The following is a 23,819-nucleotide window of genomic DNA, read 5'->3' as shown; positions in this document are numbered from 1 at the left end:
AACCCACCATCGGTGTTGCGTACCCATCACCATTCCCACTGTTGGCGCGGAATCTTTTGCGCGATGCGTAAGCGTTCCCGCATCGGGAGGGGACGAAGGAGTTCTGGGGCCTCGGGTGTCGTGACGAGATGGCGATCGTCGGGGCACCGATGGAGACGGTCGATGAGTCCGACCAGCGCGTTGGGTTCGCTGACGAGAACGTACGCCGGCACGGTGAACGAATCCGGCTTGTCGTGCCCCATGCGAGGTGGAGTCGGTTCGTAGCCGGGTATGCAGAGACGGATGAGTGGATTGTGCGTAGACGCCCCGCGGCCCGAGACGGTGTAGACATCGGCAGCCACTTCCTGGATCTCGTCCCATCGGACGAACACGTCCGAAACGCCACGCCGCACGAGCCATGTCGTGCGGCGGCGAATACCGTCGGCATGGAGGCGGGTGAATCCCCGTGGGTGGATCACGAAGGGGAGGGCACCCACCACCGCGGTTGCACACGTCGTCCATGCGATGAACGAGCCGGAATGCGGGAGATCGTGTCTCAGAAGAAGGCTCGCGCCGTCCGCTCGGTTCGACGCACGGATCATGAAAGCACCCGATACTGTGATGCAGGAGAACACGACGGACAGCTGAACGGGTAGTATCCTCACGTAAGGAATCTCGATGCCGGGGCCGTGAACGTCGTCTCGGCACTGCCGGATCCTCGGATGCAAACCGAATCGGTGGAAGCCGGCTCGCTCGAACCCCCAGGCCGAACCGAACGCCGTCATCACCGTGAGACAGAGAGCCAGGACGATGGCTCCGAGGTCGTCCGCTCGTAGGTTGTCCACGGTCCGCTGCAGCACAAGGACTCCGACACCGGCCAGGAGCACGCCGAGGCAGAGGGATCCCGTACGAAACCGTTGCGGCCAAGCAGGTTCGGACCGTTCTCCGTACGGGTACGCCTCGATGGAATCGCTCACCGGATTCTCAATCCCTCATGGATTGTATGCAGATGAGCGATAAGGGACTCGGCGCTGTCGGAGCGTGCGGTTGCTGTCAATTGCGCGAGGTAGCGGTCGTACGCGTGGTCGATCACGAGATATCGCGTCACGGCGGTGTACTCGACGTCGTCCACTCGATAGGAACCTTGGGTGATCACCGATCGGTGCCCGCGGAAATCGGATGTGTCGTGGAATGTTTCCTTCCACTCGGGCAGTCCCCGAGCTTCCTGCCCCGCAACCTCCAGGAGTTCGTCGGTCGGCCGCCATCTCGACAGTGCGCCGTGAAGGAGGACGGCGTTGGGTGCCCACTCATCCGCGACGTGCTCGGGAGCTGCGAGAACCGTATGTGCGTGCGGAAAGACATCGCGGGGGAGTGTGATCCAGCCGTCCGGCGCCTGGAGTTCCGGTTGCGGGTGCCGCGGGTCGTCCGGGTTGCAGGGGCTCAGTTCGACTTCGTGTGCTGCAAGGTAGTCGGAGAGTCTCGTCTGAAGCGAAGCGTTCATCGAGACGCCTCCTGGTGGCGTGCCATCCGGAATCGTTCTCGCAAAGGCGGTGGTCTGAGAAGTTCGGCCGCGTCTTCCCGAGCGAGGAGTGTGCGGTCGTGTGGACGTTCATGCATTCGTCGGGCCAGGACCAGGAGTGCGTTGGGTTCTGCGATGAGCCAAGTGCAGACGATGGCGAGAGTGTGTTCTTCGTCGTGGGGGATGCGCGCTTCGGGGGGAATCCGTCCGGTCGTGTGGATGTGGATCATCGGAGTGCGGACGTCGCCGGATCCGGAACGGGTCACGATATCCGTTCCGATGATGCCTTCGATAGCGTCCCAACGCACGAACTGCACGGTGGCTTTGTTTCGTCGGAGCTTGCGAGAGCGTACGACTCTTTCGATTCCTTGCGGGTACAACCCCACTGTTGTTGGGAGCCGGAACCATACGAACACTGCCGACGCGATCAGGGCAACGACCCCACCCACGATCATGAAGATTGCAGTGGCGTGAGGGTCGCGACCGTAAGGCAACTCGGATTTGTCGGTGATGTAGATGTTCAGCGCCGCTACGGCCAGGCATCCGAGGCCGACCACGACGAGCAGGACCATGAAAATAGTTAGAGGCGTAAGTCCGCCAGGAACAACGATGCCCGTGCCATATTCCGGATGCCTGTAACTTCTGATGCGTGGCGAGTACAGGACATGTCGAATCCCGCCGAGTCTGACACAGATCACGCCCATGAGCAGCATTGCTGCTCCGTACAACAGCGAACCGATCGTGGATACCAATTCCTCGTGGCGGATATTCGCAGAACTGTCAACCAGACTCCACGTAGCGAAGACCAGAACGCATACACCCGCTATGCACCATCCGATTCGAAGACGCTGTGGCCAACAGGGCGCGTCGGAGAATCCATCGGCGCGAACCTGATTCCGGTCTTCCGGCGTGCCTTCGATTGTCACCACAACTCCTGGATCCTCTTGGATGTGTACCACGTGGCAAAGCCCCCGAATACAAGGCCGATAGCGAAGCCGGCGGCGGTGCCGACCCCCGGAACGACCGAACCGGTCGCAGCGCCGATGGCCGCGGTAGTTCCCTTCGACGCCAGGAATGCACCGACCATGCCGACAACGGTTCCGGCGCTCTCGGACACCACCGCCTCGGTGGGATCCATGCCTCCCTTGATGTCGTTGACGATCGCAGGAACGGTGCCTACTGCAGCGGCAGTCGGGTTCATTCCACGCGCGATGTTGCGTGCGACATCGTCGCCCGAGGCCACTGCCGCGTCGGTCAGGAGTTCCTTGGTAGTTCCGGACATTGCGCCGATGGTCGACGCTGCGATGGTCGATGGCCAGTCCGGCCACCAGGAGAACTCACCATCCTCCGTTTGCACGACCTTCCCCGGCACAGCGGCATCCCTGGCTGCTTCGAGCACCGCAACGGCGGCGGTGATGCGATCGGCCGTTTCCGTCGCGGCTCGCGACGCCTGTTCGAGAGCGCCGGTGACCGCGTGGGTCAGTTCCGCTGCTTCGTGTTCGAGGCGGACGCGGGCCTCGACGACGGCTTCGGCCGGCAGCATCGCCGAAAGGATGCGGATCTGGTCGGAGGGGTCGACGGTGCCGTCGTCGTGCACGGTGAACCCGGACTGTTCGGCACTGCCCACCACCGACACCAGGTGCAGGCGGGCGCCTTCGACGAGCCACGCGCCGGTGCGGTACGCCTCCGCGACCTGCAGTAGCGATTCGGCGATGGCGCTGCCCAATGAGCGTTCCCGGACCACTCGCGTGGCGGCGGCACGTGCGGCGTCACCGGACCATCGCTCGGCGAGGACATCCTGCTCGGTGAGCAGACCTTTCATGCGGTCGTCGAGTTTGTCGACGAGCACGTCGAGGTGGTCGGCGGTGACTCGCAGAGCGTCGGGATTCCAGGACCGGACGGCGGCGACCCCCGGTCTCATCCGTGCTGATCCATCGCCGAGAGTGCAGCCACGAAGTCCGCCTCTGCGACGACGTAGTCGTTCTCGACACCGTCGGTGATGGCGACGACCTCGCGCAGGCGACTGCACGCATTGCTCAGCGCCTGATCGGTGGCGGTGAAGGCTCGTGCGCACACGGCTGCGAATTCTGTTCCGGGAAGTGCTGATTGCGACACGGCATACGGTTCGCCGACGTCCCATTCGTCGATCGCGTCGGCGGTGTCCGCCACGAAGGCTGCGAATGTGCGCAGCGCTTCAGGATCTACGTGCAACGTCACGACTGCCCCCCGACAGAATCCCCCGATACGTCCGCGGGGACGATAGCAGAGGGTGTCTCCCGAGTACTCGTGGCTGAGCACGAGGTACACAACACGTGATGAAGGTTCGCAACGCCGGCAGTTACCGGCCGTGTTGCGAACCCGGAACTGTTGCTGCGTACCTCCCGGCTGTTCCCGATACGCAGACGCCCCCGCCGTTCCGAGAAGGAACGGCAGGGGCGTCCGAGTGAGGCCTACTTGTAGCTGTAGAAGCCCTCGCCGGTCTTGCGACCCAGGCGACCCGCGTCGACCATGCGACGCAGCAGTGCCGGGGGAGCGTAGTGCGGCTCGGCGAACTCGTCGTACAGCGACTGCGCGGCGTTGAGGGTGATGTCGAGGCCGACGGTGTCGATGAGGGTCAGCGGACCCATCGGGTAGCCGCAGCCACCCTTCATCGCGGCGTCGATGTCTTCCTTCGTCGCGTAGCCCGACTCGAGCATGCGCACTGCCGAGCACAGGTACGGGATGAGCAGGGCGTTGACGATGAAGCCCGCACGGTCGCCCGCGCGCACGGCCGTCTTCCCGAGGGTGTTCTTCGCGTAGTCGAACACCGTGTCGGCGGTGGCCTCGTCGGTGGTGAGCGCCGAGATGATCTCGACGAGCGGCATCACCGGCACCGGGTTGAAGAAGTGCACGCCCACGACCTTGCCGGGCCGCTGCGTCGCCTGCGCCATCTTGATGACGGGGATCGACGACGTGTTGGTGGCGAGGATGCCTTCGGGCTTCACGATCTTGTCGAGCTCGGAGAAGATCTCCACCTTGAGCGACTCGATCTCGGGGGCGGCCTCGACGACGAGGTCGCGGTCGGCGAACTCGTTCAGGTCGAGGGTGACGCGGATCCGTCCGAGGACCGCGTCGGCGTCCTCCTGCGTGATCTTGCCGGACTTGACGCCGCGTCCGATCGACTTCTCGAGACGCTCGCGCGCCGCGGCGGCGAACTCCTCGGTGGTCTCCTTGACGAGGACGTCGCTACCGGCCTTGGCGCACACCTCGGCGATACCGGCACCCATGGTGCCGCCACCGATCACGCCTACCTTTTCCACTGCCACTGCGGTAACTCCTGATCGCTGTGATGTTCCGGGGGTAACCTACGCGACCGGTGTCAGCGCAGCAGAGCGCGCGACATGACGACGCGCTGGATCTGATTGGTGCCCTCGTAGATCTGCGTGATCTTGGCGTCGCGCATCATGCGCTCGACCGGGAAGTCGGTGGTGTAGCCGGCGCCACCGAACAGCTGCACGGCGTCGGTGGTGACCTCCATGGCGACGTCCGACGCGAAGCACTTCGCGGCGGCCGAGATGAAGCCGAGGTTGGGCTCGCCGCGCTCGGCGCGAGCGGCGGAGGTGTAGACCATCAGACGTGCGGCCTCGACCTTCATCGCCATGTCGGCGAGCATGAACTGCACACCCTGGTTGTCGGAGATCGGTCGGCCGAACTGCTTGCGGTCCTTGACGTAGGCGGTCGCCGCGTCGAGGGCACCCTGGGCGAGGCCGACGGCCTGCGCACCGATGGTGGGGCGGGTGTGGTCGAGGGTCGCGAGGGCGGTCTTGAAGCCGGTGCCCGGCTCGCCGACGATGCGGTCGCCGGGGATGCGGCAGTTCTCGAAGTACAGCTCTGCGGTGGGGGAGCCCTTGATGCCGAGCTTCTTCTCCTTCGGTCCGACGACGAAGCCCTCGTCGTCCTTGTGGACCATGAAGGAGGAGATGCCGTTGGCGCCCTTCTCGGGGTCGGTGACGGCCATGACGGTGTACCAGGTGGACTTACCACCGTTGGTGATCCAGCACTTCGAGCCGTTGAGGATCCAGTCGTCGCCGTCGGCCTTGGCGCGGGTGCGCATGGAGGCGGCGTCGGAGCCGGCCTCGCGCTCGGACAGCGCGTAGGAGGCCATCGCACCGTTGACGATGTCGGGGAGGACCTTGGCCTTGAGTTCGTCGGAGCCGCGGAGGATCAGGCCCATGGTGCCGAGCTTGTTGACGGCGGGGATCAGCGAGGAGGAGCCACATACTCGGGCGACCTCTTCGATGACGATGCAGGCGGCGATCGAGTCGGCGCCCTGGCCTTCGAACTGCTCGGGCACGTGGATGGCGTTGAAGCCCGACTTGTTGAGGGCGTCGAGGGCTTCCTGGGGGAAGCGGGAGTTCTCGTCGACGTCCTTGGCGTAGGGCGCGATCTCCTTCTCGGCGAGCGCGCGGATGGCCTCGCGCAGGGCGTCGTGCTCCTCGGAGAGCTTGAACAGATCGAAGTCGGGATTGAGGGCCATGACGGCGGACTCCTAACGGCACGCGGTGCCAGATTTGCGAGCGTAGCTCCCTCGAGCATAGCGAGGCGAGGGTTCGCGACGTGACGGAATGAGTCGATTGTAACCACGGCACTCAGTGCCAGGTCAACGGTGTTGACGTGCGTCTTCGAGCTGGAGCCGAACCTGCTCGGCGATCTCGGCCGGTGTCAGATGAGCCGGATAGGTCACCACCGCGACCGCAGGCGGGGCCGGCGCGGCCTTCCCGTTCGTCGCGCCTTCGGGCACCGGAACCACCCCGTACGTGCGGCGGAGCTCGAGAAGTTCCTGCTCGAGGCGTTCGGCGGTGGCGGTCTCGTCGCCGCGGATCATCGCGCGCAGCACGAAGTTGTGCGTGGCGGTCATCGCCGCCGCGAAGCTGACGGTGCGCACCGGCTTCTCCGTGGGAACGGCGGCGCGCAGGAAGTCGGTGAACAACCGCTCGTAGCGGTAGGTGGTGACGAGTTCGCGCTCCCGCAGCGCCGGCACCCGCTGCACCACCCGATACCGCCACACCGCCAGTTCGCGCCGGTCCCGGAAGTGCCCGAAGACGAGCTTGGCCCCCTCGCAGGCCGCCGCCCACGGATCGTCGAAATCCTGCGAGAGGTATTCGGCGACCTGCTCGAGCAGCGACTCGTGATCGGCGAAGATCACGTCCTCCTTCGACCGGAACTGCCGGAAGAAGGTCCGCCGCGACACCCCTGCTGCCGCGGCGATCTGCTCGACGGTGGTCGACTCGTAGCCGAACTCCGAGAACAGGCGGATCGCCTGCGTGACGACGTGCACCCGGAACTGGGCGGGATCGGGTCCCGTCGAGTCGAGGCGACGGGTGCTGTTACCGGTACCGGATGTCATGGCGTCGAGTATCCAATGCAGTCGTGAGGGGTCGGCTCACCCCTCGGCGGCTTCGGCCGATCGCAGCTCGAACTTCAGGATCTTCCCGGTCGAGGTGCGGGGCAGCTCCAGCGGGAAGACGATGTCGCGCGGCACCTTGTAGCCGGCGAGCAGCGTGCGGGTGTAGTCGATGATCTCCTCGGCCGTGACCGATTCGCCCTTCTTCAGGATCACGAACGCCTTGGGACGCTCACCCCACTTCTCGTCCGGAACACCGACGACCGCGACGTCGAGCACCGCAGGGTGGCTGACGATCGCCTGCTCGACCTCCACCGTCGAGATGTTCTCGCCGCCGGAGATGATGATGTCCTTCGCGCGGTCCTTGAGCTGGATGTATCCGTCCGGGTACATCACGCCGAGGTCGCCGGTGTGGAACCAGCCGCCGCGGAACGCCTCCTCGGTCGCGTCCGGGTCCTTGTAGTAGCCGAGCATGACGTTGTTGCCGCGCAGCACGATCTCGCCCATGGTCTCGCCGTCGGCAGGCACGTCGTTCATGTCCTCGTCGACGACCCGCGCGGTCTCGGCCTGCAACATGCCCACGCCCTGACGGGAGAGCAGTGCGGCACGTTCGTCGGCGGGCTTGTCGTCCCAGCTGTCCTGGTACTCGCAGATCGTGTACGGGCCGTACACCTCGGTGAGTCCGTAGACGTGCACGACCGTGATGCCGATCTGCTCGAGCTGGGCGATCACCGTCGGTGACGGCGGCGCACCGGCCGTGGTGATCCGCAACGGACGGTCGAGGGGATGTGCCTGCTCGGCGTTCGCGATGGTCGAGCACACCGCGGGCGCACCGCACAGGTTGGTGACGCCGAGGTTGTCGATGGCCTCCCAGATCGCGTCGGCCCGCACCGCCCGCAGGCAGATGTGGGTGCCCGCCGCGGCGGTCACCGCCCACGGCGTGCACCAGCCGTTGCAGTGGAACATCGGCAGCGTCCACAGGTACTTGCTCTGCCCGTCGAAGCTGTTGTGGAAGGTCTCGCCCAGCGAGTTCAGGTACGCGCCCCGATGGGTGTACATCACGCCCTTGGGTTTGCCGGTCGTGCCCGAGGTGTAGTTGAGGGTGATGACGCCGAGCTCGTCGTCGACGCTCCACGGCAGCGGCGTCGCATCGAGCGAGTCGGCCTGCGCGAGGAACTCGTCGTACCGGGCGGTGGCCACCCCGCCGGGGACGTCGGGAGCCGGCACGGTGGAGTCGGGGACCTCGATGATCTCGGTGACGCCGGGAACGTTGTCGCGGACGTTTGCGACCGATCCGAGCAATTCGGAGTCGACGAACAGCAGCTTCGTCTCGGAGTGGTCGAGGATGTACTCGAGTTCCGGCCCGGCCAGGCGCGAGTTCAGCGCGACCAGCACACCGCCCGCGAGCGGAACCGCGAAATGTGCGATGAGCATCTCGGGCACGTTCGGAGTCAGGTACGCGATCTTGTCGCCCGGCTCGATGCGACTGCGCAGCACGCGCGCGAGCCGCTGCGCCTCGTCGGCGAACTCGGCGTAGGTGTATGTGCGGTCGCCGTGGATGATCGCGGTGCGATCCGGGAACACCGCCGCGGACCGTTCGAGGAAGCGCAGCGGGCTCATCTGGCTGTAGTTCGCGGCTCCGGTCGAGCCGGGACGGACGGGGGCGATGGACACGGGTACCTCCGGGGGTGGCCTACTCGGATTCCGGCGTCTTCTGTGATCGTCGCAACACCGGGCGATGTGCAGGTTACGAATCGTGGAACTGGCCCCTCTACCCTCGAAAGTGGGTGTTCGGAGGGAAGAGCAGGAGCAATCGATGGATGTCGCCGTGCCGGGTGTGCTGCGTCCCGACGATCTCGACACCCTCCGTGCCACGCTGCGCGACCTCAAGGCGACGACGGAACTGCCGGTGCTCTTCGGTGGCGCGGTGCAGGGCTCGGACGTCGTCCTGTCCGGATTCGTCGGAACCCGCGGTCGTGCCCTGCGCAATCTGGTGATCGCCGCCGAACGTGGACTCGGCGGTCGGGTGGTCGTCGAACAACGTCCCGGCGCGGTCGCCGACTATTTCACCTCCCCGCACATCACCCACCACTACGACCGGCAGGTCGCCGGGGAGGGAATCGAGTCGTTGCTCGCCGTGCCGGTGGTGGTGCGCGGACGCACCCGGGCGGCGATCTACGGCGGGCTGAGGGTCAATCGGCCTATCGGCGACGTCGTGGCGGAGAAGGTCGTGCGGTCGGCCGCGGAGCTCGCGCGGGAGATCGAAATCCGCGACGAGGTGGACCGTCGCGTGTCGCTGATCGGGAACACGCGGGCCTCGCACGGCGCCACCGTGCCTGCCGCCGTCTCCGAAGCGCTGACGGAAAGCCTCGTGGCGCTGCGGGCGATCGCGGCGCGGACCGATGATCCGTCGATCAGGGAACAGGTACGGACGGTCGAGGAGACCTTGACCCGGGCGCGCGACGGCGCATCGCAACCGCGGACGCATCTGACCGCGCGTGAGCACGACGTGCTGAGTCATGTGGCACTGGGCTGCCGCAACGCGGAGATCGCCGACAGGTTGTCGCTGAGCGTGGAGACGGTGAAGACCTATCTGCGTAACGCCATGGACAAACTCGATGTGCGCAGCCGGCACGAGGCGGTCGTCGAGGCGCGACGGCAGGGACTGCTGCCCTGATCGACCGCACTTCTGATCAGCGTCGGCGCAGTCGCCGGAAGAACTCGCGGATTGCGCTCAGCGCGCGCCGGAACTTCGTCTCGGTCGCGGGACGCTCGAGGACGTCGGTGCCCACCGGCGTGGGGAGCCGGACGGGCCAGCTGTCGTCGACGTCGACGACCTCGCGACCCAGCCCGCGCAGGTACTCGGCGAAGCTGCGTTGCCGTTCGGCGTGCCAGGCGGCCTGATCGGCCATGATGTCGAGTTCGGCGAGCTCGGGGAATCTCGCCACGAGCGCGCGGGTCAGGTGGCCGGCGGCGAGCGCGTCGGCCTCGGCCTCGTGCGGATTCGGCAGCGACACCCCGTACGCCTCGCACACCGCCTGCAGCGTGCGTCTGCCGGGACGGCTGCGGTCCATCTCCCGGTCGATGACGTACGGGTCGACGACCGTGCCGATGTCGAGCTCCGTCAGGCCGAGCCGGCGTCCTTCGGCGTCGAGAACCGTCAGGTCGTAGCTGGCGTTGAACGCGACGACGATGTGGCCGCGCGCCCACGCGTCGCTCACGGCCTGCCGGATCTGCTTGTATCCCTCGAGATAGTCGAGTCCTTCGGCGCGGGCGTGGGCGGTGGTGATGCCGTGGATCGCGGTGGTCTCCTCGGGTATCGCGATACCCGGATCGAGCAGCCACGAGCGTGTGTCGATGCGGTCGCCGTCGAAGGTCGCGACGCAGGCCGTGACGATGCGGGCGTTGCGGGGATCCCGGTCGGTGGTCTCGAGATCGAACGCGCAGATCGGTCTGTCCGGCCAGTGCGTCATGTTCTGTCCTCGCGTCCGTCGGATGATGATCTGTCGAACGCATTGTTGCGGGAGGCACCGACATGCTCTCCGTCGCGGTGGCGACGGGCATCCGCACGAGGAGGGAACCTCAGATGGTGTCGGTGCAGACCACGAAGTTGCGTTCCCGGTACACGAAGCCACCCTCGGACGTCGAGCAGTCGTTCACGTCGGAGGTGTCGAGCAGGATCTCGGTGACCTCCTCGCCCTGGACGGCGGGCTCACCGCAGTCGATGCGCTGCGGGTCCTCGCCACCGAGGTCGATGCAGTCGCCCACCACCCAGTCGATGTCGAGACACAGCGCGCCGACCTCGACACCGCCGAACGACTCGTAGTAGGTCTGGTCGATGTCACCGGGGCACATGGCGGTGGCATCGACGACGTCGACGACCTTGTAATTCGAGCTCGGGCTGCCGCACACCGCGTAGTCGATGGTCGCGTCGTCGACGGTGCCGCCGAGCGCGACGCATTCGCCGGCTGCGACGTCGACGCTCAATTCGGTCGACGACGACGCCGACGGGGTCGTGGTGGGTAGGGAGAAGGACGGCGCCGTGGACGTGTCCAGGGCGTTCGCGGCGGGCACGGCCTGCCCTTCGACCTGGGTCGCGCATCCTCCGAGCACCCCTGCTGCCGCCAACGCCATCGCGGCACCGGCCGCCCCTCGGAGAATGTTCATGGTCGAAGAGCCTACGGAAGTGCTGCCGGTACCCGTACGGGGTGGAACGATGTGCCGCATGGACCTGCCTGTGGTGCCGCCGCTCGCCCCGATGCTCGCCAAGGTCTCCTCCACCGTCCCCTCCCAACCCGAGAGCGGTCCCGACGAGTGGTCCTACGAACCCAAGTGGGACGGCTTCCGGGCGATCGTCTTCCGCGACGGCGACGAGGTGGTTCTCGGCTCGCGCGGGGGCAAGGACCTCGTGCGCTACTTCCCGGAGCTCGCCGACGCCGCGCGTGCCGAACTGCCCCGCAGGTGTGTGGTCGACGGGGAGATCGTCGTCCCGCGCGAACACGACGGCCGCACCCGACTCGACTGGCAGGCGCTGTCCGAACGGATCCACCCGGCCGCCAGCCGGGTCACGATGCTCGCCGAGCAGACACCGGCCGTGTTCGTCGGCTTCGATCTGCTCGCTCTCGGCGACGAGGACCTCATGGAGACCCCGTTCGCCGAACGGCGCGCGCGGCTGCGATCCGAGATCGGCGGGGGCAAGAGCTGCCACGTCACGGTGGCCACGACCGACACCGATACCGCCCGCCGCTGGTTCGAGGAGTTCGAAGGCGCCGGCCTCGACGGTGTGATCGCCAAGCGACTCGACGGGTTCTATGTGCCCGACAAGCGGGAGATGCTCAAACTCAAGCACGCCCGCACCGCCGACTGCGTCCTCATGGGCTACCGCATGCACAAGAGCGTCGAGGGCGTCGGGTCGCTGCTGCTCGGGCTCTACCACGACGGTGAACTCGCGATGGTCGGCGGAGCCTCGGCGTTCACGCGGGAGCGACGCGAGGAACTGCTCGTCGAACTGCAACCGCTGCGACTCGGGGACGACGTCGTCGAGCAGGGCGAACCGACGCGGTGGCGTTCGGCGGTGGACCGCAGCTGGGTGCCGTTGCGTCCCGAACGTGTCGTGGAGGTCGCGTACGACCAGATGGAAGGTGTGTCGGGAGCGGGGATGCGGTTCCGGCACGCTGCGAAGTTCCTGCGGTGGCGTCCCGACCGCGACCCCGAGAGCTGCACGTTCGACCAGCTGGAGGTGCCGGTGCGCTACGACCTGTCGGATGTGCTCGACCGGACGGAGGACTGACATGGCCACGAAGCGTTCGCCCGCGGAAGAGCTGGACGTCGACGGCACGCCCGTGCGGTTGTCGAACCCCGACAAGATCTACTTCCCGCAGCTCGGCGCCGCAGGTGGCACGAAGCGGCACCTCGTGGAGTACTACCGCAGGGTCGCCACCGAGTTCGACGCACCGATCCTGACGGCCCTGCGCGACCGGCCGACGCATCTGCAGCGCTTTCCCGACGGCATCGAGGGGGAGGAGATCTATCAGAAGCGGGCACCGGTCAAGCGACCCGACCACGTGGCGACCTGCGAGATCACCTTCCCGTCGGGGCGCACCGCCGATGCGCTGCGTGTGTGTTCGGCCGCCGACGTGGTGTGGGCGGCGAATCTCGGGTGCGTGACCTTCCATCCGTGGCCGGTGCGGTGCGGCGACACCGACCGTCCCGACGAACTGCGCATCGACCTCGACCCGCAACCGGGAACCGACTTCGGCGACGCGCGGGTCGTGGCGCTGGAGGTCGTGCGCCCGCTCCTCGACGAACTGGGGCTCACCGGATATCCCAAGACGTCCGGTGGGCGGGGGCTCCATATCTATCTGCGGATCGTGCCCGAATGGGATTTCGTCGGAGTCCGTCGCGCCGGGATCGCGCTGATGCGTGAGATCGAGCGGCGCAGCGACGGGCGGGCGACGACGGCGTGGTGGAAGGAGGAGCGCGGAGAGCGGCTCTTCCTCGACTACAACCAGAACGCGCGCGACAAGACGATCGCCTCGGCCTACTCGGTCCGCCGCACCCCGATCGCGACCGTCTCGACCCCGCTGACCTGGGACGAGCTGGTCGACGCCGAACCCGACGACTTCACGATCGCCACCGTGCCGGATCTGCTGGCGAAGCGCGGCGATCCGATGGCGGATCTGGACGCGCACGCGCACTCGCTGGACGTCCTGCTCGAGATGGCGGAGCGGGACGCGGCGAACGGTCTCGGCGACCTGCCGTATCCGCCGAATCACCCGAAGATGCCGGGGGAGCCGAAACGCGTCCAACCGTCCCGCGACACCGACCGGGCGAAGGACACGTGAACCGGAACGTTCGGGGAATCGCGTCCCTGTCGTGACCTCGACTATGAGACCTCCCGAAGCGCGAGTCCATAAACTGTCCGAGAAAACAGTCGCGTGAGGTTCGGAAAGGTCGATGTCGTGATTCGCTCGTGGGCGTCCGGTCGGGTTCTCGGCGTCGGGGCAGCATTCGCTGCTGCCATCGGTGTCGGTTTCCTGCTTCCTCAGACCGCGTCCGCGGCCACGACGTGCACGGCACCGCCGGGCGCCCCGGCCGAGGTCGTACAGATCGACGGCGACGAAGCGTGCGGCGCGTCCACCGACGGCACCGCCGAGGCGTGGAGTTACGGCGAGCGGGGCGTGGGATTCGCCGATGCCCGCAGCGCCGCACAGGTGGTGGCTGCCGGATTCGACGGCGGTGTCGGCGCCGGAGAGAGCACGTCGGGCCGGCTGTTCGCGATCGGTGTGGGCGCGCAGGCCCTGGCGCTCGGTGTCCTCGAAAGTCCCGGCACGGCGGTCGTCGCTGCGGGTCCGCAGTCGCAGGCCTATGTGGGCGACGCCGACGATCCGGTGTTGTGCGAGGGCACCGCGGCGGCCGCGTTCGACCTCGAGGCCGCACGCGGGTGCGTCGTGCTGGGCGACTTCCGGTACTTCACTCCTGGCGCGCAGACGCCGCCGTCGCCCCTGCCGTAGATTCGGCGCGTCTCGCCGGGGAGCGTCGACAAACAGGCTGTACGTAACCCTTCCTTTACGTTCCGTGTCGTCGTAGCCTGTCGCACATGACGACCGGAGCAGTCTTCGAACCTGCCGGGGCGACAGCGTCGTTCGCACCGGTGCACGTTCCCGGGCAGATCGACGCCCGGCCGGGTCCGGCGGCGCCCACCGAGATGGTCGTCGATCCGCGATTCCTGCGCCTGGCCGACGCCTTCTTCTCGCTGTACAAGCGTCCCCGGGACGGCGGGGGCGCACTCACCGCCTATCTCCACGGCGAAAAGGTCCTCGACATCTGGTCCGGCTGGTCGGCCCCCGACAAGCGGTGGAGCCGCGACACCATGGCGTTGTCGTTCTCGACCGGCAAGGGCGTGGCGTCGACCGTCGTGCACCGTCTGGCCGAGCGCGGAGCGATCGACTACTTCGCGCCCGTCCCGCAGTACTGGCCGGAGTTCGCCGCGAACGGCAAGGAAGACATCACCGTCGCGGATGTCATGACCCACCGATCCGGCCTGCACCGCGTGCGCGGCCTGGTTCCCGGGACGCGCGGGATCCTCGACTACGAGGCGACCGTCGCAGCACTCGAGCAGGCGGCGCCGGATCGCCGACGTCGGCGCGGATCGGGCTACCATGCCGTCACCTACGGATGGCTCGTTGCCGAACTCGTGCAACGGGTGACCGGCCTGCCCTTCGTGGAGGTCGTGGAACGGGAGATCGCCCGGCCGCTCGGCGATCCCGATTTCTGGTACCGCGTGCCGCACGACGAACGGGGCCGCATCGCGAAGCTGTTCCCGCGACTCGCCCCGGTCGGACTGCACTGGGGTGCGAGCGCCGCGGTGCTGTCGCGACTCGAACCGACCCGCGGTCTCGCCGAAGCTGCAATGCCCGACGGCTTCGACCGGCTCGTCGGCGACCCGGCCGTGCACGACTCGGTGATGCCGGGCTGGAACGGTGTGTTCACCGCCCGCTCGCTCGCGCGTATGTACGGGGCGATCGCGGCCGGCGGGACGATCGACGGCGTGAAGTTCCTCGACGCCACCACGATCGACGAGATGTCGCGCGTGCGCGTGCGCAGCCGGGACTACGTGCTCGGTGTGCCGATGGCGTGGCGGCTCGGCTACCACCAGCCCATCTTCGCGAGCATCCAGCGCCCGCGCGGTGCTCTCGGGCACTACGGAGTGGGTGGCTCGGGGGCGTACGCCGATCTCGACACCGGATTGTCGCTCGCCTTCGTCACCAACCGGCTCGGTGCCGGCGCGATCCCGCTCGGGGACCTGCGTCTGGCGCGTCTGGGCGAACTCGCCCGGTCGCTGGCGCGTCGTGCCTGAATCTTCCTGTCATTTTCGTGGTTCCGGGGACGGGGGTCGCTCGGGGGCGGGACGATCCGAATCGGAGCATCGCCGATTCGAGGAGTTCAGCCATGAGCCATGTCTACCGGGTGATCGAGGTCGTCGGATCGTCGACGACGGGAGTCGACGACGCGATCGCGAAAGCGGTGGCGCGAGCAGCGGAGACCACGCGGCATCTCGAGTGGTTCGAGACGGTCAACATCCGGGGCCACATCGACGACGGCCGGGTGGCCCATACGCAGGTCACTCTCAAGATCGGTTTCCGCATCGAGTCGAGCACCGAAACGGACATCTGACGCGTCTCGACAGTTGGAAATACAATGATATTATTTCGAGAATGCGGTTCTCGACCGGAACTGGAACGTGTACTAGTCTGAGGCCCGTTCGTTGTCCGAGATCGGCACTGTAGGCAGGTAGAACTGTGGCTTATGTAATCACCCAGGCGTGTTGCAACGACGTCTCGTGTGTCGAGGTCTGCCCGGTCAACTGCATCCACCCGACGCCCGACGAGGCTCCCTTCGCGACGACGGAGATGCTGTACATCGATCCGGACACGTGCATCGACTGCGGGGCGTGTGTCGACGAGTGCCCGGTCGACGCGATCGCCGCCGACAACGAACTGACCCCGGCGCAGGAACCCTATCTGGAGATCAACGCCGAGTACTACCGGCGGTATCCGATCGGGCCGGACTGGCCCGAGCTGCGGACCCGTCGCAAGCTGCCCGCCGAGCTGGGCACCTTGCGGGTCGCGATCGTCGGATCCGGTCCGGCCGCGTGCTATGCCGCGATGGATCTGGTGACGCACTCGGCGGTGCAGGTCGACATCTTCGATCGCCTGCCCACCCCCTACGGGCTGGTGCGTGCCGGTGTGGCCCCCGATCACCAGAGCACCAAGGGGATCGGGGACGTCTTCCGCAGCGCCATCGGCCACAAGAACACCCAGTGCTATTTCAACGTCGAGGTCGGCACCCACATCACCCACGAGGAACTGCTCGCGCACCATCACGCGGTGATCTACGCCGTCGGCGCCGCGAGTGATCGCACACTGAACATCCCCGGGGAGGACCTCGCGGGCAGCCACGCCGCCACCGAGTTCGTCGCCTGGTACAACGGGCACCCGGATTTCGCCGACCGCACCTTCGACCTGTCGGCCGAGCGTGCGGTGATCATCGGCAACGGCAACGTCGCCTTGGACGTCGCGCGGGCGCTGGTGATGGACCCGGAGGATCTCGCGCGCACCGACATCGCCGAGCACGCGCTCGAGGCGCTGCGCACGTCGAACATCCGGGAGGTCGTGGTGGTGGGTCGGCGCGGTCCGGCGCAGGCCGCCTACACCAACCCGGAACTGCTCGCGCTCGGCTCGTTGCCGGGTGTCGATGTGGTCGTCGATCCGGTCGAGGTCGAACTCGACCCGGTCAGCCGCGCGCTGATCGACGATCCGGAGGTCGAACCCCGTCTGGCGCTGAAGGTGCGGCAGGTCGAGGGCTTCGCGCAGCGCACCCCCACCGAGGGCAACAAGCGGATCGTGCTGCGCTATCTCGCCTCGCCGGTGGAGATCTCCGGCGACGGTGTGGTCGAGTCGATCACGCTCGAACGCAACGAACTCGTCGAGGTCGACGGCCGTCTCGAGGCCCGCCCGACCGGGCAGACCGAAACCCTCGAAGCGGGATTGGTGCTGCGCTCGATCGGCTACCGCGGCACCGCGCCGGCCGGGCTGCCCTTCGATGAGCGGCGCGGGGTCATCCCGAACGAGGGCGGCCGGGTGATCGACGCCGAGACCGGGGCGCCGGTGCCCGGTGTCTACACCGCCGGCTGGATCAAGCGCGGTCCCAGCGGGGTGATCGGCACCAACAAGCAGTGCTCGGCCGAAACCGTCGAGAAGATCCTCGACGATTTCGTCGAGGGCAAGCTGCCCGAGCCGGTCGCCGATCGGGAGAAGCTCGCCACCTTGGTGGCCGAGCGGCGCCCGGAGCACATCGACTACCGGGGCTGGCTGCAGATCGACAAGCAGGAGAAGGCCCGCGGTTCGGCGGCGGGACGCTCGCGCCTGAAGTTCGTCTCGATCGAGGAGATGCTCGCAGCATCCCGTATCGAGTAATCCCTCCCGGTAGCGGGAACCCGGACCCATGGCTCAGCACACCAGCCCGGCAGTCGCTGCGTCGGGCCGATGGACCGATACCGACGGGATCCGCTACCCGTCCGGCGACACCCACGCATGGACGCCCGGCACCAACCAGACCCTGTGCGGGGTGCCGCTCTCCCGCGCCCGCCTCGATCGCTTTCCGCACGTGCCGTGGAGCGACGCGTTGTACCTGGCGGAACTGGGCGAGCACGGAGTCGTCCCGTGTCGTCGCTGCACGGCGGCCACCCGCAGCGACCGGCCGCGGTGGACCCGGAAGAACCCGCGGCCGTGAACAGTTCGACCTTGCCGCTCGGAGTGGCATTGTCGAGTACGTCGGCACCTCCCATTCGGCACCGAAACGAAATCGGACATAATTGGCTTTATGTTTCGGCAGGAAATGACATGAGGACTCCGACGGGTGATCACGTATCGGACCTGTGTCTGTCCTGCGGTCGTCCCGGCTGCACCCAGCTCCAGCACCAGTCCCTGGCGGGGGCCATCGGTGCCGGGCGCGCACTCGCCGAGGTGGCGATCCGAGCGAGCGATCCCCGCGACCAGGTCGTCGTTGTCGGAAACGCCATTGCCAACCTCCTGCTGTACGTCGCCGATGCGCACGGTGTCGCCGCGGCGCAGAAGGCCTCGGAGCACGGGCAACTCCACTTCCACGGGGACTGGATCGCAGCCGGTCGCGCCTGGGGGCCCGAAGATCCCTGACCCGCAGGGAAGATCCGCGACGGTTGTGGTGTTGAGACGACCGTGCAGGTGGCGTTGTCGTTGCTGGACCGCTCCCGGACCCGGGAGGGGCAGCCGGACGCTGCCGCATTGCGGCAGACCCTGCGTCGCGCCGAACTCGCCGAGGCAGCCGGTTACCACCGCTTCTGGGTGGCCGAACACCATGCCGTCCCGGGCATCGCGTCGGGTGCTCCGCCGCTGCTCATCGGTGCGATCGCGGATCGGACGAGCCGGATCCGGGTGGGCTCGGGTGGGGTGATGCTGCCCAATCACCAACCGATCGTCGTCGCCGAACAGTTCGCGATGCTCGAAGCGATGCACCCCGGACGAATCGATCTGGGTGTCGGTCGTTCCCTCGGATTCACCGCACCCGTGCGCGATGCGCTGCGTACCCACAAGGCCGACGCGGACGACTTCGCCGCCGACATCGAGGAACTGCGCGGCTATCTACACGGCACCGCCGAACTGACGGTGCGCCCTCGACTGTCCGAGCCACCTCCGATCTTCGTCCTCGGCACGCGGCAGGGCATGCGACTGGCAGCGCGTCTCGGGTTGCCCGTCGTCGTCGCCGGGCCTCTTCTGCGGCAGGGATCGGAACCGTTCGACCGTTATCGCGCCGACTTCCGCCCGGGCACACCCGGCGCGGAGCCCTATGTGGTCGTCGGGCTCGACATCCTCATCGCCGACACCGAAGCCGAAGCTCGGGAGTTGCAGCTTCCGGAGGCCTGGGCGATGGCCGTCTCGCGCGAAGCGGGTGCGTTCCCGCCGCTGTCCCCGGTCGAGGAGATCCGCCGGCAGCCGATGACCGAGCGTCGGCGCCGCATCGTCGACGAGACCGCAAAGGGTTCGCTGGCCGGAACCGAGGATCAGGTGGCCGAGGGGCTCGAGAAGCTGATCGCCTCCACCGGCGCGAACGAGGTGCTCAGTTCCGCCTCCACCTTCGACACCGACGCTTTGTACGACTCCGATATGCGCCTGGCCAGGATCTTCGGCCTCGGCTGAACGCCGTATCGAGGTATTGAGCGTCTCTGCATGTGCCGCTGAGCCCTTGTCCGGACCGATCACGCGGATAGGCTGGTGGTCCCGTACCTCGGTGTCGCTGTGACGGTGCCGATGCTTCTACTGTCATCGGTGCCGCCGACGAGCGCACCGACCTTTCGGAAGGTGTGCCTCATGTCCGACCTGAACCCCGACCGTCTGAGCCGCACGATGGCCGAGCTCGCGCGGTCCTTCGACGGTGCGGGTACGGATCTCGACACGACTCTGCAACGGATCACGACCGCCGCCGTGGAACTGATTCCCGGCACCGACAGCGCCGACGTCCTCGTCATCACCGGTCGCGGAAAGTTCGAATCGCACGCAGCGACGTCACAGTTGCCGCCACAGATCGATGCATTGCAGGCCCGGGTCGGGGAAGGGCCGTGCGTCGATTCCGCTGTCGACACGGTGTTCACCCGCAGTGACGATCTGGCCACCGAGTCGCGCTGGCCCATGTTCACGCCTGCAGCCGTCGAAGCCGGGGTACGCAGCGTCGTGTCGTTCCGGCTCTATACCCACGACATGCAGGCCGGAGCGCTGAACTTGTTCTCCGCCGAACCGAATGCCTTCGACGAGGCCGCGATTCACATCGGGGAGGTGCTCGCAGCCCACGCCGCGATCGCTTTCGTCTCGGGTCGTCGGCAGATGCAATTGCACTCGGCGATCGCGTCTCGGGATCTCATAGGCCAGGCCAAGGGCATGCTCATGGAACGTTTCGCCGTGGACGCCGATCGTGCCTTCGCGATGATGGTCGCCTTGTCGCAGGAATCGAATGTGCCGGTGGCGACGATCGCCGCCCGCATCGTCGAACTCGGACCCCAACCCGACTGACCTTCATGCGGTGGTTCCGTCGCTCATCCGTTCAGGTCGATCACGCGAGCGCTTCCTTGCGCGGCGGCACACAGTTTCTCCACGCCGTCCTCCGCGAGGGCGTAGATCTCACAACGACACAACGCCTTCCTGCGACTGGTGCTGACGACGGTGGCGACCGCGCGTAGAAGCGTGCCCCCGGCAGGCCGCAGGTAGTCGAGGCTCATGCCGGTCGTCACGATCGAGGGTCCGAGGGCCGTGCCTGCGGCGAACGTGAGCGCATTGTCGGCCGCATAGGCCAGAACCCCGCCGTGCGCGAAACCGAACTGCTGGAGCAGTTCCTCCCTGAGAGGTATCTCCAGTACGGCCCGGCCGCGCTCGTATTCGGTCAGACGAGCTCCGATCAGGACGCTGAACGGTTGCGATGCCAACACCTTCCGGGCATCGGCGAGGGTGCGGATCTCGGCGATCTCCTCCGACATGCACAGCAAAGGTACTCCGCTCCTCGGTTCCCGACCGTCACATCGGAGCGACCCGCGGTCACTGTGCGGAGGCGACGATCGAGCGGAACTGTTCTCGCACGGCCTCTGCGACCTCGCGGACCTCGGGGGCGACGTCGGGATCGACGACGACCACCACCGTCAGCGTGCCGGCATACGACAGTGCGGCGAAGGCGACAGCGACGTTTCCCGTGCTGACGATCAACGGCACGATCGACGTGACGGGTGCGCCGGCCACGGTGATCGTCGACGGCGGTCCCGGCAGGTCGGACAGGAAAGAATTGACCCGGCGCTGCCGGTCCACGAACCGACGGAACATCCCCGCGGCCGCGAGCGCGCGGAAGACCGGACCCAGCAGCTCGGCGGACAACCCTCGCACGTTCGTCTTCTGTAGCCGGGTGGCGCGGGAGACGGCTACCAGCCGGTCCTCCGGGGTCCCGTCCAGCGGTACCCGGACGGGCATGACACCGACGCGGTTACCCAGCTGCCCACTCGTGTCGGCGGTGCGGGCGGAGATCGGTACCGAGATCACCAGCTCGGGCGGGAACTCGCCGCGCCTGTGCAGAATCGTGCCGAGGGCACCACCGACCGCGACCAGCAGCACGTCGTCGACCGTCGCGTCCCATCGACGTCCCGCTCGGCGGACGGTGTCCAGCTTCACCTCGACGGTCCCGACCGCACGACGAACACCGGTGGGCGCGTTGAGCGAGCAGCGCGGGGCACGTCCGCCGGCACCTCGCCCGAGTTCCGCCCACGCGGCAGGAAGGCGTGCGATGGCCCGCGGTGCCCGACGGAGCATGTGCAGACGACCGATCGCGTTGTCGTAGAGAAGTTCTCGCGCACCCGGTTGCCCGGATCTGCGCTGTTCGCGCAGGGGCGATGAGCTGTCCACGCCGTCGACGAGATGTGCCAGGATCGCCAGACCACCGATCCCGTCGGCCAGGACGTGGTGCAGCACCATCACCAACGCCGTGTGCCCGTTCGGGTCCGCGATGTCGGTGACGAGAACCGCGCGCCACAACGGTCGGGATCGAGACAGCGGACGGATGACCGCGTCCACGGCGAGCGTCAGTGCGGCGTCCCTGTCGCAGGGAGCGGGGCAGCGCACCTGTGAGAAGTGGGCATCGACGTCGAAGTGGTCGTCGTCGATCCAGTAGGGACGTCCGAGCCCGAGCGCCGGCTCGATCAGGCATTGCCGCAGCCGGCGGATCCCGACGAGTCGTTCGGTGAGCACCGCCATCAGTGTCGTCGGATCACGCAGGTTCTCATCGGCGAAGAAGATCGCAGCACCGACATTCAGAGGTGCCCGTCCCACGTCCGAGACGAGTTCGGTCAGGTCGCCGGGACCGATGCGGTCGATACCGCTCGACGCCGCCACCCTTCGAGGATGGCAGACGCAGACCGGTCGTCTATTGCTTACGGCCGAGTAGGGGAGCAGTGTGAACACGGGTGGTTTCGGGTGGGGGGTCGCGCCGAAACGACCGGCGACGCCGTGTCGGCGCCGCCCTGAGGAGAGGGGTGCCGATCGTGTTTGCACGCTCCACCACAATTCATGCTCATCCGTCGTACATCGACGCCGGGATCAAGCACGTACGCGACATCGTGATGCCTGCCCTGGCAGACATCGACGGTTGCATGGGACTGTCCCTGCTGATCGACCGCGGTTCGGGCCGATGCATCGCCACCAGTTCCTGGCGGGACGGGGACGCGCTGCGCTCCAGCGAAGGCATGGCACGCATGCTCCGGGACGAGGCGGCCCGGATGTTCCACGCCACCACGGACGTGGCCAATTGGGAGATCGCGGTCATGCACCGCGACCACCATGCGACCCGCGGGTCCTGCTGCAGCGTCACCTGGGCCGACATCGATCCCGACCAGGTGGATCGCGGTGTGGACATGTGGAAGATGGCCGCGCTCCCCAGGATGGAGGAACTCGAGGGGTTCTGCAGCGCCAGCCTGATGCTCGACCGTGCCAGTGGTCGCGGGGTGACCTCGTTGACGTTCGACAGTGCCGAAGCGATGGACCGCACCAGAGCGCACCGCGACGACATCGGCTCCGAGGTGATTCGGGCGGCAGGCGCCAGGGTGCTCGATACCGGTGAATTCGAGCTCGCCATCGCACACCTGGACGTCCCGGAAATGGTGTGACCGCCGGTCCGCGGCGCGGGTGATATCCGTTCACCCGCGCCGTGGCCGTCTGCATTCGTAAGAGACCACCCGGTTCGCTGACCTGGGGAAACGCCGGGACGGCCCGCATTCGAATTGCCCGTCCGTAACCGTCCTGTATCTAATGAACGGGTACGAGCACGCCGCGCAGGGGAAATAAGGCGCGGCGCACCGCTGAACGATGGGTTGTGGAATGTTCGAAAAGCGAGCTTTGTCGAACCGTCGCCGCACGGGCCGCCGATCTGCGCGGGTCGGTGCTGCTCTTGTGGGCGCAGCCGCCGTGGCACTCGCCACCGCCGGTCCTGCGAGCGCGGCACCGTTGTGGCCCGGTGGGCCGGAGGTGCCGAGCGTCCAGGAGCTGATCGAAGGCCTCACGCCGCCCGGAGTGACGCCGCCGCAGCTTCCGCCCCAGCTCGCTCCCGAGCCGGCCGCCCCGTTCTCCGCTCCGTCCGTCAATCCGTCGAACGGGGAGACGGTGGGTGTCGCGCAGCCGATCATCATCCGCTTCAACGAGGCCGTCGGAGATCGTGCAGCCGCCGAACGCGCCATCCGGATCACCACGCAGCCGCCCGTCGACGGGCACTTCTACTGGGCGTCGAACACACAGGTCCGCTGGAAGCCGTTCGAGTTCTGGCCCGCGAACACCGCGGTGACCGTGAAGGCCGGCGACACACAGTCGTCGTTCACCATCGGCGACGCTCTGGTGACGGTCGCCGACAACAACACCAAGACCATCACCGTGACCCGCAACGGGGAGGTCGTCCGCACCATGCCGACGTCCTTCGGTAAGCCCGGCCACGACACTCCCAACGGCACGTACATCGTCGGTGAGAAGTACCGCGACATGTACATGGATTCATCGACCTACGGAGTTCCGGTCGACAGCCCCGAGGGGTACCGCACCTACGTCGAGTACGCGACGCGGATGTCCAACAGCGGCATCTTCCTCCACGCCGCTCCGTGGTCGGTCGGCGCGCAGGGCAACACCAACGTCAGCCACGGTTGCCTCAATGTGAGCACCGAGGACGGCAAGTGGTTCTACGAGAACGCCAAGAAGGGCGACCCGGTGATCGTGCAGAACACCGCCGGCGGAACCCTCAACGGCTGGGACGGTCTCGGTGACTGGAATCTCTGATTCCGTTGGGCGACTGGAATCTTCGATTCCGTTGGGCAACTGAATCGTCGGCCTT

The 23,819-nt window shown here is 67.1% G+C and carries 26 protein-coding genes; 13 read left to right on the top strand and 13 right to left on the bottom strand.

The window, feature by feature from the left end; translation table 11 throughout:
• Positions 1 to 26: 26 nt before the first annotated feature.
• The 9 genes from C6Y44_RS28175 to C6Y44_RS22375 all read right to left on the bottom strand — a co-directional run bounded on the left by C6Y44_RS28175 (position 27) and on the right by C6Y44_RS22375 (position 8,501).
• Positions 27 to 956, bottom strand: a complete 930-nt coding sequence (locus tag C6Y44_RS28175) for a hypothetical protein (RefSeq protein WP_225623661.1) — start codon at positions 954 to 956, stop codon at positions 27 to 29.
• On the bottom strand, positions 953 to 1,480 hold the full coding sequence (locus tag C6Y44_RS22410) for an LpqN/LpqT family lipoprotein (protein WP_016694573.1): 528 nt from the start codon (positions 1,478 to 1,480) through the stop codon (positions 953 to 955). Before C6Y44_RS22410 ends, C6Y44_RS28175 begins: the two co-directional genes overlap by 4 nt.
• Positions 1,477 to 2,424 (bottom strand): hypothetical protein, encoded by a 948-nt coding sequence (locus C6Y44_RS28170; protein ID WP_225623660.1) that lies wholly within the window; start codon positions 2,422 to 2,424, stop codon positions 1,477 to 1,479. The genes C6Y44_RS22410 and C6Y44_RS28170 overlap by 4 nt, the downstream gene beginning before the upstream one ends.
• Positions 2,421 to 3,419 carry a hypothetical protein gene (locus C6Y44_RS22400; RefSeq protein ID WP_016694575.1) on the bottom strand — a complete coding sequence of 333 codons (999 nt, stop codon included), beginning with the start codon at positions 3,417 to 3,419 and terminating at the stop codon, positions 2,421 to 2,423. Before C6Y44_RS22400 ends, C6Y44_RS28170 begins: the two co-directional genes overlap by 4 nt.
• The gene (locus C6Y44_RS22395) at positions 3,416 to 3,715 is read right to left on the bottom strand and encodes a hypothetical protein (protein WP_225623659.1); all 300 of its coding nucleotides are present in this window, start codon (positions 3,713 to 3,715) and stop codon (positions 3,416 to 3,418) included. The genes C6Y44_RS22400 and C6Y44_RS22395 overlap by 4 nt, the downstream gene beginning before the upstream one ends.
• 233 nt (positions 3,716 to 3,948) lie before the next feature.
• The gene (locus tag C6Y44_RS22390) at positions 3,949 to 4,797 is read right to left on the bottom strand and encodes a 3-hydroxybutyryl-CoA dehydrogenase (RefSeq protein ID WP_120280567.1); all 849 of its coding nucleotides are present in this window, start codon (positions 4,795 to 4,797) and stop codon (positions 3,949 to 3,951) included.
• Positions 4,798 to 4,856: 59 nt separating this feature from the next.
• Positions 4,857 to 6,014 (bottom strand): acyl-CoA dehydrogenase, encoded by a 1,158-nt coding sequence (locus C6Y44_RS22385; RefSeq protein ID WP_006553691.1) that lies wholly within the window; start codon positions 6,012 to 6,014, stop codon positions 4,857 to 4,859.
• Between the two features lie 123 nt (positions 6,015 to 6,137).
• Positions 6,138 to 6,884: a TetR family transcriptional regulator gene (locus C6Y44_RS22380; RefSeq protein ID WP_120280565.1), complete on the bottom strand. Its 747-nt coding sequence runs from the start codon at positions 6,882 to 6,884 to the stop codon at positions 6,138 to 6,140.
• A 36-nt stretch (positions 6,885 to 6,920) separates the two neighbouring features.
• Entirely contained in the window at positions 6,921 to 8,501 is a 1,581-nt protein-coding gene (locus tag C6Y44_RS22375) for an acyl--CoA ligase family protein (RefSeq protein WP_230790669.1), read from the bottom strand.
• Positions 8,502 to 8,697: 196 nt separating this feature from the next.
• Here C6Y44_RS22375 and C6Y44_RS22370 point away from each other — a divergent pair, with 196 nt between their 5' ends.
• Complete coding sequence (locus tag C6Y44_RS22370) at positions 8,698 to 9,558, top strand: response regulator transcription factor (protein ID WP_120280563.1); 861 nt, start codon at positions 8,698 to 8,700, stop codon at positions 9,556 to 9,558.
• A gap of 16 nt (positions 9,559 to 9,574) precedes the next feature.
• Here C6Y44_RS22370 and C6Y44_RS22365 read toward each other — a convergent pair whose 3' ends face one another.
• Both C6Y44_RS22365 and lppU read right to left on the bottom strand, forming a co-directional pair.
• Entirely contained in the window at positions 9,575 to 10,354 is a 780-nt protein-coding gene (locus C6Y44_RS22365) for a 3'-5' exonuclease (RefSeq protein ID WP_159417381.1), read from the bottom strand.
• A 109-nt stretch (positions 10,355 to 10,463) separates the two neighbouring features.
• Entirely contained in the window at positions 10,464 to 11,048 is a 585-nt protein-coding gene (lppU, locus tag C6Y44_RS22360) for an LppU family putative lipoprotein (RefSeq protein ID WP_120280562.1), read from the bottom strand.
• A gap of 58 nt (positions 11,049 to 11,106) precedes the next feature.
• Between lppU and C6Y44_RS22355 the strand changes: the two genes are divergently transcribed.
• The 10 genes from C6Y44_RS22355 to C6Y44_RS22310 all read left to right on the top strand — a co-directional run bounded on the left by C6Y44_RS22355 (position 11,107) and on the right by C6Y44_RS22310 (position 19,984).
• Positions 11,107 to 12,171: an ATP-dependent DNA ligase gene (locus C6Y44_RS22355; RefSeq protein WP_120280561.1), complete on the top strand. Its 1,065-nt coding sequence runs from the start codon at positions 11,107 to 11,109 to the stop codon at positions 12,169 to 12,171.
• Between the two features lies 1 nt (position 12,172).
• Positions 12,173 to 13,225 (top strand): DNA polymerase domain-containing protein, encoded by a 1,053-nt coding sequence (locus tag C6Y44_RS22350; RefSeq protein ID WP_159417382.1) that lies wholly within the window; start codon positions 12,173 to 12,175, stop codon positions 13,223 to 13,225.
• A 117-nt stretch (positions 13,226 to 13,342) separates the two neighbouring features.
• The gene (locus C6Y44_RS22345) at positions 13,343 to 13,894 is read left to right on the top strand and encodes a DUF6764 family protein (RefSeq protein WP_120283721.1); all 552 of its coding nucleotides are present in this window, start codon (positions 13,343 to 13,345) and stop codon (positions 13,892 to 13,894) included.
• 86 nt (positions 13,895 to 13,980) lie between these two features.
• On the top strand, positions 13,981 to 15,240 hold the full coding sequence (locus C6Y44_RS22340) for a serine hydrolase domain-containing protein (RefSeq protein ID WP_159417383.1): 1,260 nt from the start codon (positions 13,981 to 13,983) through the stop codon (positions 15,238 to 15,240).
• Between the two features lie 92 nt (positions 15,241 to 15,332).
• Entirely contained in the window at positions 15,333 to 15,557 is a 225-nt protein-coding gene (locus C6Y44_RS22335; protein WP_060650173.1) for a dodecin, read from the top strand.
• A gap of 125 nt (positions 15,558 to 15,682) precedes the next feature.
• Entirely contained in the window at positions 15,683 to 17,359 is a 1,677-nt protein-coding gene (locus tag C6Y44_RS22330) for an FAD-dependent oxidoreductase (RefSeq protein ID WP_159417384.1), read from the top strand.
• Between the two features lie 28 nt (positions 17,360 to 17,387).
• Positions 17,388 to 17,675: a hypothetical protein gene (locus C6Y44_RS22325; protein WP_016693660.1), complete on the top strand. Its 288-nt coding sequence runs from the start codon at positions 17,388 to 17,390 to the stop codon at positions 17,673 to 17,675.
• 110 nt (positions 17,676 to 17,785) lie between these two features.
• The gene (locus tag C6Y44_RS22320) at positions 17,786 to 18,097 is read left to right on the top strand and encodes a hypothetical protein (RefSeq protein ID WP_225623658.1); all 312 of its coding nucleotides are present in this window, start codon (positions 17,786 to 17,788) and stop codon (positions 18,095 to 18,097) included.
• Between the two features lie 48 nt (positions 18,098 to 18,145).
• A complete protein-coding gene (locus tag C6Y44_RS22315) occupies positions 18,146 to 19,117 on the top strand; it encodes an MsnO8 family LLM class oxidoreductase (RefSeq protein ID WP_192378588.1) in 972 nt (323 codons plus the stop codon).
• 171 nt (positions 19,118 to 19,288) lie between these two features.
• Positions 19,289 to 19,984 (top strand): GAF and ANTAR domain-containing protein, encoded by a 696-nt coding sequence (locus tag C6Y44_RS22310; RefSeq protein WP_174246978.1) that lies wholly within the window; start codon positions 19,289 to 19,291, stop codon positions 19,982 to 19,984.
• 23 nt (positions 19,985 to 20,007) lie between these two features.
• Here C6Y44_RS22310 and C6Y44_RS22305 read toward each other — a convergent pair whose 3' ends face one another.
• Both C6Y44_RS22305 and C6Y44_RS22300 read right to left on the bottom strand, forming a co-directional pair.
• Positions 20,008 to 20,445: a PaaI family thioesterase gene (locus tag C6Y44_RS22305; protein ID WP_159417386.1), complete on the bottom strand. Its 438-nt coding sequence runs from the start codon at positions 20,443 to 20,445 to the stop codon at positions 20,008 to 20,010.
• Positions 20,446 to 20,503: 58 nt separating this feature from the next.
• Positions 20,504 to 21,841, bottom strand: coding sequence for a wax ester/triacylglycerol synthase domain-containing protein (locus C6Y44_RS22300; RefSeq protein WP_159417387.1), 1,338 nt, complete (start codon positions 21,839 to 21,841; stop codon positions 20,504 to 20,506).
• Between the two features lie 140 nt (positions 21,842 to 21,981).
• Between C6Y44_RS22300 and C6Y44_RS22295 the strand changes: the two genes are divergently transcribed.
• Both C6Y44_RS22295 and C6Y44_RS22290 read left to right on the top strand, forming a co-directional pair.
• A complete protein-coding gene (locus C6Y44_RS22295) occupies positions 21,982 to 22,611 on the top strand; it encodes a hypothetical protein (protein ID WP_159417388.1) in 630 nt (209 codons plus the stop codon).
• Positions 22,612 to 22,822: 211 nt separating this feature from the next.
• Positions 22,823 to 23,764, top strand: coding sequence for a L,D-transpeptidase (locus tag C6Y44_RS22290; protein ID WP_159417389.1), 942 nt, complete (start codon positions 22,823 to 22,825; stop codon positions 23,762 to 23,764).
• The last annotated feature ends 55 nt before the right edge of the window (positions 23,765 to 23,819 follow it).

The organism is Rhodococcus rhodochrous (assembly GCF_014854695.1).
Taxonomy (GTDB): Bacteria; Actinomycetota; Actinomycetes; order Mycobacteriales; family Mycobacteriaceae; genus Rhodococcus.
This window is presented reverse-complemented; position numbering and strand designations above follow the sequence as displayed.